This is a genomic window from Halochromatium sp., from assembly GCF_054919635.1.
This window is the reverse complement of the sequence record NZ_JBUDPI010000041.1, coordinates 1-15,000: the sequence shown is the minus strand read 5'-3', so window position 1 is coordinate 15,000 and position 15,000 is coordinate 1. Positions and strand designations below refer to the sequence as shown.

The 15,000-nt window shown below is 62.7% G+C and carries 15 protein-coding genes (1 of these 15 only partly in view); 3 read left to right on the top strand and 12 right to left on the bottom strand.

What is annotated here, in order from left to right; translation table 11 throughout:
• A protein-coding gene (gene tyrS / locus ACY693_RS04525) for a tyrosine--tRNA ligase (protein ID WP_462320642.1) crosses the window boundary here: on the bottom strand, positions 1–179 show its 5' end (the start). It extends 1,012 nt beyond the left edge of the window; only the first 179 of its 1,191 coding nucleotides appear in the window; the start codon lies at positions 177–179; the stop codon falls past the left edge of the window.
• A gap of 278 nt (positions 180–457) precedes the next feature.
• On the opposite strand from tyrS, the gene ACY693_RS04520 reads away from it, so the two are divergent.
• Positions 458–715: a hypothetical protein gene (locus ACY693_RS04520; protein WP_462320641.1), complete on the top strand. Its 258-nt coding sequence runs from the start codon at positions 458–460 to the stop codon at positions 713–715.
• Positions 716–814: 99 nt separating this feature from the next.
• Here the strand turns inward: ACY693_RS04520 and erpA are convergent, their stop codons facing one another.
• The 5 genes from erpA to ACY693_RS04495 form a co-directional block, all read right to left on the bottom strand.
• Positions 815–1,165: an iron-sulfur cluster insertion protein ErpA gene (erpA, locus tag ACY693_RS04515; RefSeq protein ID WP_462320640.1), complete on the bottom strand. Its 351-nt coding sequence runs from the start codon at positions 1,163–1,165 to the stop codon at positions 815–817.
• Between the two features lie 63 nt (positions 1,166–1,228).
• Positions 1,229–1,921 (bottom strand): DUF6776 family protein, encoded by a 693-nt coding sequence (locus tag ACY693_RS04510; RefSeq protein ID WP_462320639.1) that lies wholly within the window; start codon positions 1,919–1,921, stop codon positions 1,229–1,231.
• Between the two features lie 132 nt (positions 1,922–2,053).
• The gene (gene argC, locus ACY693_RS04505) at positions 2,054–3,085 is read right to left on the bottom strand and encodes an N-acetyl-gamma-glutamyl-phosphate reductase (RefSeq protein WP_462320638.1); all 1,032 of its coding nucleotides are present in this window, start codon (positions 3,083–3,085) and stop codon (positions 2,054–2,056) included.
• 35 nt (positions 3,086–3,120) lie between these two features.
• On the bottom strand, positions 3,121–3,483 hold the full coding sequence (locus ACY693_RS04500) for a HesB/IscA family protein (RefSeq protein WP_462320637.1): 363 nt from the start codon (positions 3,481–3,483) through the stop codon (positions 3,121–3,123).
• A 125-nt stretch (positions 3,484–3,608) separates the two neighbouring features.
• Positions 3,609–3,773 (bottom strand): rubredoxin, encoded by a 165-nt coding sequence (locus ACY693_RS04495; RefSeq protein WP_462320636.1) that lies wholly within the window; start codon positions 3,771–3,773, stop codon positions 3,609–3,611.
• 243 nt (positions 3,774–4,016) lie between these two features.
• Here ACY693_RS04495 and hemL point away from each other — a divergent pair, with 243 nt between their 5' ends.
• Positions 4,017–5,303 (top strand): glutamate-1-semialdehyde 2,1-aminomutase, encoded by a 1,287-nt coding sequence (gene hemL / locus ACY693_RS04490; protein ID WP_462320635.1) that lies wholly within the window; start codon positions 4,017–4,019, stop codon positions 5,301–5,303.
• A 54-nt stretch (positions 5,304–5,357) separates the two neighbouring features.
• Complete coding sequence (locus ACY693_RS04485; RefSeq protein WP_462320634.1) at positions 5,358–7,448, top strand: bifunctional DedA family/phosphatase PAP2 family protein; 2,091 nt, start codon at positions 5,358–5,360, stop codon at positions 7,446–7,448.
• Here the strand turns inward: ACY693_RS04485 and ACY693_RS04480 are convergent.
• The 6 genes from ACY693_RS04480 to dxs form a co-directional block, all read right to left on the bottom strand.
• A complete protein-coding gene (locus ACY693_RS04480; protein WP_462320633.1) occupies positions 7,375–8,007 on the bottom strand; it encodes a flavin prenyltransferase UbiX in 633 nt (210 codons plus the stop codon). The two genes, ACY693_RS04485 and ACY693_RS04480, sit on opposite strands and share 74 nt — an antisense overlap.
• Positions 8,008–8,159: 152 nt before the next feature.
• Positions 8,160–9,587 (bottom strand): UDP-N-acetylmuramate:L-alanyl-gamma-D-glutamyl-meso-diaminopimelate ligase, encoded by a 1,428-nt coding sequence (gene mpl / locus ACY693_RS04475; RefSeq protein WP_462320632.1) that lies wholly within the window; start codon positions 9,585–9,587, stop codon positions 8,160–8,162.
• A 23-nt stretch (positions 9,588–9,610) separates the two neighbouring features.
• A complete protein-coding gene (locus ACY693_RS04470) occupies positions 9,611–10,129 on the bottom strand; it encodes a hypothetical protein (protein ID WP_462320631.1) in 519 nt (172 codons plus the stop codon).
• A 122-nt stretch (positions 10,130–10,251) separates the two neighbouring features.
• On the bottom strand, positions 10,252–11,868 hold the full coding sequence (gene lnt / locus ACY693_RS04465; protein WP_462320630.1) for an apolipoprotein N-acyltransferase: 1,617 nt from the start codon (positions 11,866–11,868) through the stop codon (positions 10,252–10,254).
• A 114-nt stretch (positions 11,869–11,982) separates the two neighbouring features.
• Complete coding sequence (gene gloB / locus ACY693_RS04460; RefSeq protein WP_462320629.1) at positions 11,983–12,765, bottom strand: hydroxyacylglutathione hydrolase; 783 nt, start codon at positions 12,763–12,765, stop codon at positions 11,983–11,985.
• A 105-nt stretch (positions 12,766–12,870) separates the two neighbouring features.
• Complete coding sequence (dxs, locus tag ACY693_RS04455) at positions 12,871–14,802, bottom strand: 1-deoxy-D-xylulose-5-phosphate synthase (protein ID WP_462320628.1); 1,932 nt, start codon at positions 14,800–14,802, stop codon at positions 12,871–12,873.
• Between the last annotated feature and the right edge of the window lie 198 nt (positions 14,803–15,000).

Genomic DNA, 15,000 nt, shown 5'->3' with positions numbered 1-15,000 from the left:
TCCTGAAATTGGCGCAGCTTGTTGAGGAGCACCACATGGCCGAGGTGCAGGTCCGGGGCGGTTGGATCGAACCCGGCCTTGACCCGCAAAGGTCGCCCTAATGCGAGCTTCTTTCGCAAGGCCTGCTCGGTCAGCACCTCATCAGTGCCATGCACCAGTTGATCGAAAGAGTCCGACATGCAAATCAAGAGCCGCGATAATGCTCAAAGCCCGCTAGCAGGCGTTGGCGGATGATACAGGGTCGCGAAGTTTGCCACGGAACCAGGTGCGATCGCCACAGAGGGTCGCACCGAGCCGCACCCTAGGGGATTCTCGCCCCCGCCGAGCCGGACGCAGCCTACCGCAGCCGGACGCAGATCAAAGCTAGACCACTAGCCCTTTCGCCCCGACTCCAGCTTCTCTACACTTGAGACCCTAGGCAAGAGAGAGTCATCCTGCAAGCAACCGGGAACCAACAATGCGAGACTACAAGGGCAGTGGAGGCTTCACCACCCTCAGGAAACGTCGACGCTCCCCGCGCGGCCTATTGATCCTAACCCTGCTGATCATCGTCATCGCAGTCGCGGGCTTCTTGCTCGCCGGCCAGTTTCCGGGCATCAGCACACCGGCAAGCCCCAAGGCTCCAACGACCGCAAAACCCTCATCTGGACGCGACGCCATCCCACTGGCCATTCCTGGCCAGACCCCGCAAGAGGATCGGCAGCAAGGCGGTTAGGCGATTTCCATCTTGCCGATCAATGATCGGGCACTTTGCCGAGCGCAGTGGCGTCGCCAAACAATCCGGCCACGCATCTGGCGCAAGCCAGCTCCACGCTCAGACACCAAATGATGATCCACAGCCGCAGGTCGTCGTCGCGTTCGGATTGCGGATCACAAACTGCGCCCCCTGCAATCCCTCGGTGTAATCGATCTCGGCACCCGTCAGATACTGCAGGCTCATCGGATCGACCAGCAGCTTGACCCCATCTGTCTCGATCTCGGTGTCGCCATCCTGGACTGTTTCGTCAAAGGTGAATCCGTATTGGAACCCCGAGCAGCCTCCACCTTGGATGTAGACCCGCAGCATCAGGCCTGGCGTGTCCTCCTGCTCGATCAAGGTAGCAACCTTCGCAGCCGCCTGGGATGTAAAGACCAGGGGCTCATCAAGGGCAATAGCGTCCGTCATCGTTCGATACCTCAGTAAATCAGTCTGTCTTTAGTCAACAGAGAATGGGGGCCTCAGACCAGCTCATTCAACCTTAGCAGACCCGGCCAGCTTATCCGCCTCAAGCACCAGGCGAGGCGAGCAACCCTCTCCAAACTCGCTAGGCCATAAGTAAGCCTCTGACGATGATGCAAGCGAGCCGCTCTCAGGCTCAATATCGACGATTAGTCGCTCGGCGTCGACCCCATCCGGTAGCACGATCTCGCCATCGATCGCTTGAAAATGCTCGAAATCGAGGGTTGTCTCGCCGGGGGAGGAGCCTGGCAAGGCATCCAAGGATAACTGCTCCTCATGGCCCTCGCGCAACAGCACCACGCTCAGATGCGCACGTCCTCGTGTTCGTCCGTCTTGGGGGACGAGCTGGCTCAACAGGATCTCGAAGTAAAAGCGGCCTGGGGTAGCAGCCTTGCGCAGCTGAAGCGCTTTGACCTCGATGACTCCCTGCTGCCCATCACGGACCAAACGCTGCAGATAGGAGACCCGCTTGATCAGTTCGAGTCGCTCGCGCTGAAGCTCCGAGAGCGACTCCTGCGCTTGACGCTTCGCCTCGCGATCCATCTGGTGGGCCCGCTCCAAGCGCAGCCGCTCTTCACGTGCGCGCGCGGCCTCTTCCGAAAGCAAAGCCAGCTCCGCGCGTAATGCTTCGACGGTCGCCAGATTGTTGACGGTATCGTAACGAGCGAGCCAGTATCCAAACGCAAAGGTCGCGCTGATCACCAATAGCCAGCCGAGCGTTACCAGCCAACGAAAAAGCGACGACGTCCCTCCAAAGCTTGGTCTGGTGCTGCGCGTCGCGCCCAGGTACCGGACCCGTACAGCGCCAACTCCCCGCTTCCGGGCCACGGAGGGCTAGGGAGCCAACGCGGACAATGCCAAGCCGGCGGCTTCGTCCCATCCGAACATGATATTCATATTCTGCACGGCCTGACCGGCGGCACCCTTGACCAGATTGTCGATGATCGACTGTACCACCACGACCCCAGCCCCTTGGGGCTCGAGCACGGACAGCCGGCAAAGATTGGTCCCCCGCACAGAACGTGTTTCCACTGCGGAGCCCAGCGGCAGCACATCGACAAAAGGCTCGTCACGATATCGGTTCTCAAACAGCGTCTGCAGGTCCAGGTCGCGCTGCTCAAGTGGCGCGTACAGACTGGCCTCGATACCCCGCACCATGGGCACCAGATGCGGCACGAACGTCAGTCCGACATCGACCCCAACGGCTTGCCTCAGATTCTCGCGAATCTCGGGTTGATGGCGATGCCCGCCGACGCTGTAGGACTTAAAGCTCTCACCACACTCGGCCATGAGCAGCGCGGCCGATGCCTTGCGTCCAGCTCCACTGACGCCCGACTTGACGTCCGCGATCAGTCGCGCAGGGTCTACTGCGCCCGCCTCCAGCAAGGGCAGCAAGCCCAGTGTCACAGCGGTCGGATAGCAGCCAGGGTTGGCAACCAATCGCGCCGAAGCGATCGCCTCGCGGTTGACCTCCGGAAGCCCATAGACAGCCTCCTCAACCAAGGCCGGAGCGGCATGTGTCATCCCATACCAGTGCTCCCAGACACTCAGGTCCTTGATGCGAAAATCCGCCGCCAGATCAATCACTCGAGCACCGGCATCAAGCAAAGCGGCAGCCTCATTCATCGCCGTGCCATTCGGTGTTGCAAAGAGCACCAGATCACAATCGGCCAGCCCCGCGGCCTCCGGCGTCGAAAACACGAGTTCGATCGCACCTCGCAAGCCCGGGTGAAACTCGGCAACCTCGGTTCCCGCAAGTGACCGAGACGTGACGGCGGAGACCTCGACCCGCTCGTGCCGCACCAGCAAGCGCAGCAGCTCGGAGCCGGTATATCCGGTTCCACCGACGATACCGACCCTAATCATCCGCTCGCTTCCCGCCCAGGATCATCAATCTCGGCTCAGCCACAACTGCCACCGGCGGAGCCACAACTGCCACAACCACCACCGGCCGAAGGCAGGTTGTTAAAGACGAAGGTTGCGTTTCCGTCCCCAGGATCGACAAAGTCGATCTCGACGCCGCGAATATGTTCCAGGGTGCCGTCATCGACGACGACCTTGTAGCCCTCGAAGTCTCTGATGCCATCATTGGGATTGACGACATCGGTGAAGGTCATGCCGAAGCTGATGCCGCTGCATCCGCCCGAGGCGGCATAGACCCGGACACCCTGAATGGCATCGTCGACCTCCTTGAAGAGCTCAGCCAGCTTGGCTTGCGCTGAGGGAGTCATGGAGAGATCAGCGGCGGTGATAAGGTTTTGCATGCGCAATGCTCCGATACAGGATCGTCATAGATATGTCACTGTACAGGATATGTCACTGTACAGCAGGCTGGCGCCCGGTTGCCAGACATGGTTGCCAGGCGCCAAGGCCGAACGCACTGCAGCGATCAGACCTCGACCATCTCAAAATCTTCCTTTCCTGCGCCACATTCTGGGCATTTCCAAGTCAGCGGCACGTCGTCCCAAGCCGTTCCCGGCGCAATCCCATCCTCAGGCCAACCCTCGGCTTCGTCATAGATGAGTCCGCAAATCACACACATGTATCGCTTCATAGCTCTCGTTTCATACTGCTCAGGATGCTAGTTCTCGCCTCAACCTCAGAGCAATCAGGGTTGAGCGCGCGCTTTTCAACGTGTCAGGACCATGTCGCGGTTGCCATCCGCGCGAGGTCGCCAGAAAATGGCCGGTCATTGGCGACCGCCCGCTGCTAGCGATAACCAGATCTGCTCGCAGGCAGCAGCAAGCATCCCGGTCACCTGTCATCTTTGCCACAGACTCGATTCAGGAGCACACCGATGTCCCGATCCCACGACCTCTTTACCGCGGCACAGCAACACATCCCTGGCGGCGTCAACTCGCCGGTGCGTGCCTTCCGCGGCGTTGGCGGGGACCCGGTCTTCTTCGAGTCGGCCGCAGGCGCCTATGTCACCGATGCCGATGGCAAACGCTACATCGACTATGTCGGCTCCTGGGGGCCGATGATCCTCGGTCACGCCCATCCGGAGATCATTGCTGCCGTCACCGAGCGCGTGGCCATGGGTCTGTCTTTTGGCGCCCCGACCGAGCTCGAGACCCTGATGGCCGACAAGGTCTGTGAGCTCGTGCCGAGCATGGATCTGGTCCGAATGGTGAGCTCAGGCACCGAGGCCACCATGAGCGCCCTGCGCCTGGCGCGCGGCTACACCGGCCGCGACAAGGTGATCAAGTTCGAGGGCTGCTACCACGGCCATGTCGACTCGCTGCTGGTCAAGGCCGGCTCCGGCATGCTCACCCTCGGCGAGCCAAGCTCCCCGGGCGTACCAGCGGCCCTCGCCGAGCTCACCATCACCCTCAACTACAACGACATCGAGCAGATACGCCAAACCTTCTCCGAGATCGGCGACCAGATCGCCTGCGTCATTGTCGAGCCGGTTGCGGGCAACATGAACTGTATCCCGCCCGTCCCCGGCTTCCTTGAAGCACTGCGCGAGGTCTGCGATGAGCATGGCAGCCTGCTGATCTTCGATGAAGTCATGACTGGCTTCCGTGTCGCCCGCGGCGGCGCTCAAGAGCGCTTTGGTATCACCCCGGATCTGACCGCGCTCGGCAAGATCATCGGCGGCGGCATGCCGGTCGGCGCCTTTGGCGGCAAGCGTACTGTCATGGAGCACATTTCACCCTTGGGGCCGGTGTATCAAGCCGGCACGCTCTCTGGCAATCCCATCGCCATGACCGCCGGCCTGAAGACGCTGGAGCTGATCTCAGAGCCCGGCTTCCACGACCGGGTCGCGGCCCAGACCGAGCGCCTTACCAACGGCATGGAAGAGCAAGCGCGCGCCGCCGGCATCGGTCTTAGCACCAACCGCGCCGGTGCCATGTTCGGCCTCTTCTTTACCGACGCCGGCCCGGTTACCAACTACGCCCAGGCCACGGCCTGCAACCAGGACCAGTTCCGCCAATTCTTCCATGCCATGCTCGATCAGGGTGTCTACCTGGCACCCTCCGCCTTCGAGGCCGGCTTCGTGTCCGGCGCTCACGGCGACATCGAGATCGAGGCGACGCTGGACGCAGCCAGCAAGGCCTTCGCCGCTCTCGCTCGCTGAGCCATGCCCTTTCCAGTGCGCAACAGCCGCCTGATACAAGGCGTCTGATGCGCAATGGAGGCTTTGCTCACCCAGCTCCTCGACTGGATCGGTGCCAACCCCGCCTGGGCCTATCTCGCCGTCTTCCTAGTCGCCTTTGCCGAATCGGTGGCCGTCGTCGGCATCATCGTGCCAGGTGTGATGATCCTGTTCGGCGCTGGCGCACTCATCGCCAGCGGCGAGCTCGCGTTCTGGCCTACGGCCTCCCTGGCCATCGCCGGCGCCATCAGCGGCGATAGCCTGAGCTACTGGATCGGCGTCCGCTATCGGAGCCGGATTCGCTCACACTGGCCGTTCAACCGGCATCCAAGACCCCTCGATCGTGGCATCGCCTTCTTCGAGAAGTACGGCGCCATGAGCGTCGCCTTCGGTCGTTTTGTCGGCCCAGGCCGGGCCATCATCCCGATGGTCGCCGGCATGATGCAGATGTCTCGGACGCGCTTTGCCGTCGCCAACATTAGCTCAGCCATCGCTTGGGGGCCAGCCTATCTCGCACCTGGCATTGTCTTCGGCGCTTCGCTGAAGCTCGCCGCCGAGGCCGCCGCGCGCCTCGCCATCCTGATCATCATCCTGTGCGTGCTGCTCTGGAGTGCAATCTGGCTGGCCCGCCAGCTGTTCTTGCTACTGAGCCCCCAGGCCTCACACTGGGTGCAAACGCTATTGCGCTGGGGCAACCTCCATCCGATCCTCGGTCGCACCGCGCAGGCCCTGGCCGACCGGCAGCATCCGGATGCGGCCACGCTGGGTGCGCTCGCGCTCGCCCTCGTCGGCGCCGCCGCCATCCTTGGCATGTCCCTCAGCGCTGATCTCTTTGGCGCCTCAGACCTGCGCATCAATCAGTTCGCGCTCGACCTCGGTCAAAGTCTGCATACGCCGCTCGCCGACCAGCTGATGGCCGGGTTGAGCCGCCTTGGCGAGCCCGTGGTCACCATTCCATTGGTCGTCGCCATTCTTGTCTACCTGAGGTTCAGTGATCAGCGGCGCGCCTTGGAGTATTGGCTGGCAGCGCTCGCTTTTACCCTGCTGGTCACCCCTGCACTGGGCTGGCTGGTGCGCGTACCGCGCCCCGACCTTGGGCTCGACCTGCGCTGGCCCTGGTCCTTTCCCAGTGGTCAAGTGCTGAGCGCCACCGTGCTCTATGGCTTTCTCGCCATCTCACTGTCGCGTCCGCTGGCGGCGCGTTGGCGCTGGACGCCCTATGCCCTCGCCGCAGCGCTGGTCACTGCGGTCGCGCTCGCGCGACTCTATGTCGGTGCCGCCTGGCTCACCGATGTCATCGCCAGCATCGCCCTCGGCTTGGTCTGGATCGCCGCACTGGGCCTTGCGTTTCGCTGCCATACGGAGCCAGCCGAGCAGGCCGCTGGTCTCGCCCTGGTCACGCTGATCGCCGCCAGCACCGCCTTCACGGCAGCTACGCTGACACAACAACAGCAGGACATCGCACGTCATCACGCTTCGCGGCCGCTCATCACGATCACCGAGGCCCAATGGCGCTCGCGCCGCGACCTGCCCATCGCCGACTACCGCAAAGACCTCTGGCATCGCAATCGACGCCCCTTCGATATCCAGTACGCTGGCCCCTTGGATCGCCTTGCCGAGGCCCTCGCCGGGCAAGGCTGGGCACCCGCCGAGATGCTCAGTTGGAACAACGCGATCAAACTGCTATCACCTTCGTTACCCCTCGCCGAGCTGCCCGTGCTACCGCACGTCCACGATGGGCATCATGATGATCTGACCCTGGTTAAGGATCTGTCGGATGGTCGACGCCTCGTGCTTCGCCTCTGGCGCACTCAGGTCCAGATCGATCCTAGCCGGTCTATCCGGGACGGGTCTATCTGGGGCGCGCCTATCTGGACCGGCAACATCACTGAGGTGGTTAAGGAGACCATCGTCGACCTGCTGGCACTGCCGATCACCATCCCAGTCGATCCGAGTGGCAAGGCGCAATGGCGCGCCGACCTCGCGCAGACACCGGCGATTCGCATCGACCTCGGCAGCCCGATCCTGCTCGCCCCGAAACAGCTCGATCTGCTCAGGACTCCTGGCCCCAGCGCGCCGAGAGGCGATGCGGAACACCAAGGTGATCCAGCACGCGCGCAGCCATGAAGTCGATGACCTCGTCGATGCTCTGGGGGTTGAAATAGAAGCCGGGGTTTGCGGGCATGATCACCACCCCAGCCCGCGCGAGGCGCAGCATGTTCTCGAGATGGATGGTCGTGAATGGGGTCTCGCGTACCACCAGGATCAGCTTTCGCCCCTCCTTCATGGTGACATCAGCCGCGCGATCGATCAGGTCCTCGCTCAAGCCAGCCGCAATGTTGGCGAGGGTCCCGGTGGTACAGGGCACAATCGCCATCGCATCGGGCGGGTTGGTCCCGCTCGCCACTGGCGCGGTCCATTGCTGGCGGCCAAACACACTGAGCTGACCCGGCCGTGCACCCAGATACTCGGTAAAGAAGGCTTCTGCCTCCTTCGGCCGACTCGGTACCTCAAGCCCTGCCTCCATGCGTAACACCACCTGAGCCGCCTGAGAGATCAGCAGATAGACGCGGACTTCGGCGTCGATCAGGCCTTGCAAGACGCGCAGTCCGTAGCCGGTTCCGGAAGCTCCGGTCAAAGCGATCGCAATGGTCTTGGTCCAGTTGGCTGAGGTTGGTTTGATCATGCAAGGCTCGAGCACGGCGGCTAGCGTGGACGGCTCTCGAAGGTGACGGCAGCGCTGGTCAAATCAACGCCGCTGAAACCGAAAAGCAAGTGTGCTGAATCACGCCACGCCAAGCCCACAGCGCCCTTCATCAGCGCGCGACCCCGATGACCTCAGCCACCCGCTGCCGCCCGCATGCGCTCCAGTATGCGCTGGTGGATACCGCCGAAACCGCCGTTGCTCATGACCAGCAGATGATCGCCTGAGCGCGTCTCAGCGGTCGCCGCGGCCAAGACTGCGTCCAGGTCCGCGCACAAGTCGAGCCGCTCCCCAAGCTCAGCCAAGGCCTCAGCCGCGTCCCAGGCCAGATCCGGTGGACTGTAGACGACGACTCGATCCGCCAACCCGAGAGACGCGGCCAGCGCTTCGCGATGAGCGCCCATGCGCATGGTATTCGAGCGCGGCTCCAGCACCGCGATAATCCGCGCCTCGCCGACTTGACGTCGCAGCCCAGCCAAGGTGCTGGCGATTGCGGTCGGATGATGAGCGAAGTCGTCGTAGACGCGCACCCCAGCCTCGGTCCCGCGTAGCTCCATGCGGCGCTTCACCCCCTGAAAACGCGCCAGGGCCGAGATCGCGAGACGTGGCTCGATACCGATATGCTGGGCGGCAGCAATGGCCGAGAGGGCATTCTGCACGTTGTGCATCCCAATCTGGGACCACTCGAGCAGCCCTTGCGACTGCTCCTGAAAAAACAGGCGAAACGCCGAGCCATCGGCAGCACAGAGCTCGGCCCGCCAATCGCTGCCAGCCCGATCAGCACTGGGAGCATGGAAGCCTCGCTGAGCCGTCTCTTGCGCACCAGCCGCTCTCACCCCGGTCGAGACACAGGGGGTCCAGCAGCCCATCGCCAAGACCTCCGCCAGCGCCTTATCCTGCTGAGGATGGATGATCCTGCCGCTGCCCGGCACGGTGCGCACCAGATGATGGAACTGTCGTTGAATCTGTCCGAGGTCATCGAAGATGTCGGCGTGATCGAACTCGAGATTGTTCAGCACCAGGGTGCGCGGCCGGTAATGGACGAACTTGGAGCGCTTATCGAAGAAGGCGGTGTCGTATTCGTCCGCCTCGATGACAAAGTGAGGCCCAGTACCAAGCCGCGCCGACAGCCCGAAATCCCTTGGCACTCCGCCGATCAGGAAGCCGGGCCGGCTACCCGCTGTCTCCAGAATCCAGGCCAGCATGCTCGCCGTCGTGGTCTTGCCATGGGTTCCAGCGACGGCGAGCACATGTCGCCCGCGCAGCCCCTGCTCGGCCAGCCACTGCGGGCCGGAGGTATAGGGCAGATCGCGATCGAGCATGGCCTCGACCACTGGCAGCCCGCGTTTCATCGCGTTTCCGACCACCACCAGATCTGGCGCTGGCTGCAGATGCTCGGCGGCGTAGCCTTGCATCAGCTCAATCCCAGCAGCCTCCAGCTGAGTGCTCATCGGCGGATAGACATTGGCATCAGAGCCGGTAACACGGTGGCCGAGGGCGCGCCCGATCAGCGCCAGTCCCCCCATGAAGGTGCCGCAAATACCGAGGATGTGGAGATGCATCAGCGTCGGGTCCCGTTCAGTGGTCAAGCAGCGCCGTCAACGATGCCACCGATGATCATGAATGAAAGCAGATCGAACCCCATGGCGATGGCGGCACCCTGCAGCAGCGTAAGGCCAAAGGCGTGACGCAGGATGTGGCCAGTCGCCAGCACGCTCCAGGCGACGAGCAGCAAGAACAATAATCCCGCCAATGCCAGTAAGCCGCTATCGGCCTCGGCCGGTCGCGCCAATCCAACGGGCAGCAAGGCCATCAAAGTGATCAAGCTGTCGACGCCGACCAAGGCCGTCGCCGTCTGCAGAAAACGCTGAGGACGTCCCAAGAGCCGCAGGGCCAACGACAAAGCGCCCAAGATCAACGCCAGATCCAGCAGGCTCTGCAAGAGACCGCTGCCAAGGCCAACCCCAGCAGTGATGGCCAACAGCAGCCCAGCGCCCAGGCCAACCAAGAGCACCAGCAAGAACAGGGCTGGCGACGGTGGCAAATCCTGGGGTGCGCGACGGAGCAGCGCAAGCTCGATGAAGAAATTGATGATGACCAGCACAGCAAGACGTCCGAGGCAGCAATTCAGTGGGCCATGATAGCCATGCAACCGCCTGCAGGGAATCGCCGCGAGCGCTAGCAGCGCATCGCTCGCCCGTCCTTGATCTCGACATCGGGCGCTCGCTACGAATCCGTCCGACCTGATTCGGGCGCTGCCGACTCAAGCTCCTCAACACTGCGGTGCACATCGGCCCTGACGAGCAGCCGCGACCGCAGTGCCAACATCAATGCCGCGATCAACATCAGTGCCGCGATGGCAAGCGGCACCTGACTGCCGAAGCGAACGAACGGGGTCGAGCCGACGCGCGCCTCCAGGGTTCCTGTGAGCGTCGCGCGCTCGAACAGCGGCAGTTGATCACGCACCCGACCATGGGGATCGATGATCGCTGAGATACCGGTATTCGTCGCGCGCACCAGCCAACGACCAGTCTCAAGCGCCCGTAACCGCGCAAACTGCAGATGCTGATGCGGAGCGAGCGAGTCGCCGAACCAGGCGTCATTACTTACGTTGATCAGGAACGCGGCCTCTGGCAAGGCCTGCCTCACCTCATCGGGAAAGACGTCTTCGTAGCAGATCGAGGCACCGATCGGCCAGACGCCAACCTGCAGCAACGGGCGCGCTGCATCGCCGCGGCTAAAGTCGGACATGGGCACGTCGAACCAATCGATCAGCGGCTGCAATTGCGCCTTAAACGGCAAGAACTCGCCGAAGGGCACCAGATGTCGCTTGAAGTACTGGTCTTCACTACTGCCCAAGCTGACCAGCGCGTTGTAGTAACGACCATCGGGCTCCATCACCGGAAGCCCAATCACCACCTCGGTACCAGCCTCGCGCGCAGTCAGGCCCAGCGGCTTCAGAAGCGGCTCCTCGACACGATGGAAGAATTCGGGAATCGCGGTCTCAGGCCAGACGATCAGATCGCTATCCAGGTGCGCCTTGGTCAAGCTCAGGTAGATATCCAAGGTCGGCATCAGGCCATCGGCGTCCCACTTGATCGCTTGCTCAACATTGCCCTGAACGACGGCCACCCGAATCGGGCGTTGCTCGGCATTCGGTGCCGGGCGCGTCCATTGGACCTGCCAGAGTAGGCCAGCACAGAGCCACAGCAGGAAGAGCCCCAGCATTGCGCCCCAGCGCCCCTCCCCAGGCCGGCGCTCCCTCCTAGGCCGCAGCAGCGTCCAAAGCAACCCAGCCGAAACGGCCACCGCTAGGCTCAGCCCATGCACCCCGAATACCGGTGCCAATCCACCGAGAGGACCGTCCAACTGCCCATTGCCCGCAAACAACCAGGGAAACCCGGTGAACAACCAGCCACGCAGCCACTCCATGAGTACCCACACCGACGGAAACAGCAACAGCGGCCCAGCCCAGTGCGGCATCGCGTCTGTCGCCAACCGTCGCTCCACCAAACGGATCAGCCAAGCGGTGAGTCCGTAGTACAGCGCCATGGCCGCGACGAACAGCAGCATGAGCAGGTTGGCGATCGGTGCCGCCATGTTCCCAAACTCGTTCAGGCTGATCCGGACCCAGGCGACGCCGATGCCGAACAACGCGAGCCCGAACAACCAACCGACCGCGAAGGCCTGAACCGGGCTGCGGCCGCGCAATGCCTGATAGAAGCCCAGCAACGACAGCACTGCGAGCGGGTAAAGGCCGAACGGCGCAAAGGAGAGCACCATGAGTGCGCCGGACGGCAGCGCGATCAGCGCCGACAGCCATCCGTCGCGCAACGGCTTCATTGATGCAAGGCTCGCTGATGACGCCAGTCGAGGATTCGCCTGGCCTGATCAAACGGACTCAGGACGAAGACGCTGGAAGCGCCTCGATGCGATCGAGAGCCCGCCCCCTGCACCTCAATCATAGCGCTCGTCCTTCCAACGCCGCAGCGCCCTGAAGATCTCTGTGTGATCATCGAGGGGTAGGCCGGCAAAGCGCTCGGCTGCGGCGACCACAGCTGGCTCTGAGGTCCGCAGAAAGGGATTCACTTCAAGTTCCTCGACCAAGGCGGTAGGCACCGTTGGCCGATCTTTGGCGCGGCGCTGCTCAGCAGCGGTGATCGCCGCCGCCACGGCCGGGTTCTCTGGCTCGACCCAGCGCGCAAAGCCAAGATTGGCCAGCGTGTACTCATGCGCGCAGAAGCAGCGCGTCTGAGCGGGCAGAGCGGCAATCCGCCGCAGCGAGCCCGCCAGCTGCTCCACGGTGCCATCGAAGACCCGTCCACAACCAGCCGCGAACAGGGTATCGCCGCAAAACAGCAGGTCGTCGCCAACATAGGCAATGTGCGTCGAGGTATGCCCTGGAACCGCCATCACGTCCAGCACGAGGTCTAGGCCAGGCAGGTCCACGCGATCACCGTCGGCTACCACCCGTGTCAATCCTGCGATACGCCGATCCTTCGGCCCAAAGACCTCTGCCTCCGGCCAATGCCGACGCAGATCGGCCAGCCCACCGATGTGATCTCCGTGGTGATGCGTGATCAGAATCGTATCCAACCGCAGCCCATCGCGCTCAAGGCGCTCGACCACCGGCTCTGCCTCGCCCGGATCAACAACGGCACAAGAGGGATGATCCAGCCGACGCAGCAGCCAGATATAGTTGTCCTCAAAAGCGGGGATTGGCTCGATCTTCAGGCTCATGCGCTTACTCAGGGTCCAGCATTCAACGCAGTCTCTGCACCAGAGATTTAGGGTCCAGAGATTCAGGGCCCACAGACTCAAGGCCAGTCACTGAAAACGCCATGCTCATCCGGCACTCGCTCCTTTCAGCCGCGTCTGCTCCAGCCCGAGATCGCGCATCTCGGCGCGCACCGCTTCCTCGATGCCGACGTCATCTAACCCACAAGCAGCCAACTGCTGATCATGGCTGGCTTGTTCTTGACAGCGGTCCGGCAAGCCCAGGTGCAGACAGCGCACCAATACCCCCTGCTCTGCGAGCAACTCAGAGACCGCCGAGCCAGCCCCACCTGCGATCGCGTTCTCCTCGATCGTGACCAGCAACTGATGGCGCTCGGCCATCTCGAGGATCAGCAGATCATCGAGTGGCTTGACGAAACGCATGTTGACCACGGTCGCATTGAGACGCTCGCCAACCGCTTCGGCCGCGGCGACGCGACTGCCAAAGGCCAGCAGCGCCACGTCTTGCCCCTGTCTCCGGGTCTCGGCCTTGCCAATCGGCAGCAGTGCACCGGCTGTCTTGTCCACGGCAACGCCGGGACCACTGCCGCGCGGGTAGCGCACCATCGCCGGCCCCTGATGGGCATAGGCGGTCTCTAACATCCACCAGCACTCATGCTCATCGGCAGGCGCCATGATGACGATATTGGGAAGCGGGCGCGTGTAGCTGTAATCGAAGGAGCCAGCGTGCGTTGGACCATCAGCCCCGACCAGGCCGGCGCGGTCGACCGCAAAGGTCACATCCAACCCCTGCAGGCAGACGTCGTGCACCAGCTGATCATAGCCGCGCTGCAAGAAGGTCGAATAGATGGCCACCACCGGCTTCATCGCCTCACAGGCCATGCCGGCGGCAAGCGTCACCGCATGCTGCTCCGCAATACCAACATCGAAGTAACGCTCGGGGAAACGCTCGGAAAAGCGCACCATCCCTGAGCCCTCGCGCATGGCTGGGGTGATTGCCAGTAGTCGCGAGTCGGCCTCAGCGCGATCGCAGAGCCATTCACCGAAGACTTGGGTGTAGCTCTTGCTCCCGCCCTTATTCGCCACCGCACCCGTCTTCAGATCAAAGGGGGCCACCCCATGATAGACCGTGGGCGCGTGCTCGGCCGGCTCGTAGCCATGCCCTTTCTGAGTGATCAGGTGCAACAGCCGCGGTCCGGGCATCTTCTTCATGTTGCGCAGGGTCGCCACCACGGCATCCATATCGTGCCCGTCGACGGGGCCGATATAGTTGAACCCAAGCTCTTCGAAGAGGGTGCTCGGCATCACCATGCCCTTCATGTGCTCTTCCCAACGGCCGACGAGCTCGCGCAGCTGCGGCATGCCGCGCAAGGCGGTCTTGCTGCCCTCGCGCACCTTGGTGTAGAGCCCACCGGACAACAGCCGCGCCAAATGCCCGCTAATCGCACCGACCGGCGGTGAGATCGACATCTCATTGTCGTTAAGGATGACGAGGATATCGGGATCGAGCGGACCACCGTGATTCAGGGCCTCGAAGGCCATGCCGGCACTGAGCGCGCCATCGCCGATCACGGCGATGACGTCTCGCTGCTCGCCCTTCTGCTTGGCGGCAATCGCCATCCCGAGCGCAGCGCTGATCGAGGTGCTCGAGTGACCGACACCGAAGGTGTCATAAGGGCTCTCGGCGCGCTTTGGAAAGCCCGAGAGTCCACCCTGCTGGCGCATCCGCCCCATTCGGTCACGCCGCCCCGTGAGGATCTTATGCGGATAGGCCTGATGACCGACATCCCAGATAACACGGTCGTACGGGGTGTTAAAGACGTAGTGCAAACCGATACTCAACTCGACGACACCGAGTCCGGCGGCCAAATGACCACCCGTTCGCGAGACGCTATCGATCAGAAAGCCACGTAGCTCCGCGGCGAGCTGTTTCAGATCGCTCGCCGGAAGCAACCGCAGATCGGCGGGATCATCGATGATGGAGAGCAGCGGATAGCTGTTCTCGGAGGCGCTCGGAGAGCCTTGAACTGGATCGGACATGCTGAGGTAACCGGATGATCGCGCGAGCAGTAAGAGAGAAGCGGTGGGAGGAAGCCCCTGTCGGAGATGGGTCAGCCTGACTGGATTCTAGTGCATCGCCGCGTCCCCCGCATTGTTCGACGCCATGACGACCAGACCCAGGTTATGCGATTAGACACAAGAGCTCGTCTCGAATTGCGCAGGCTGCTGGTTTGCCTT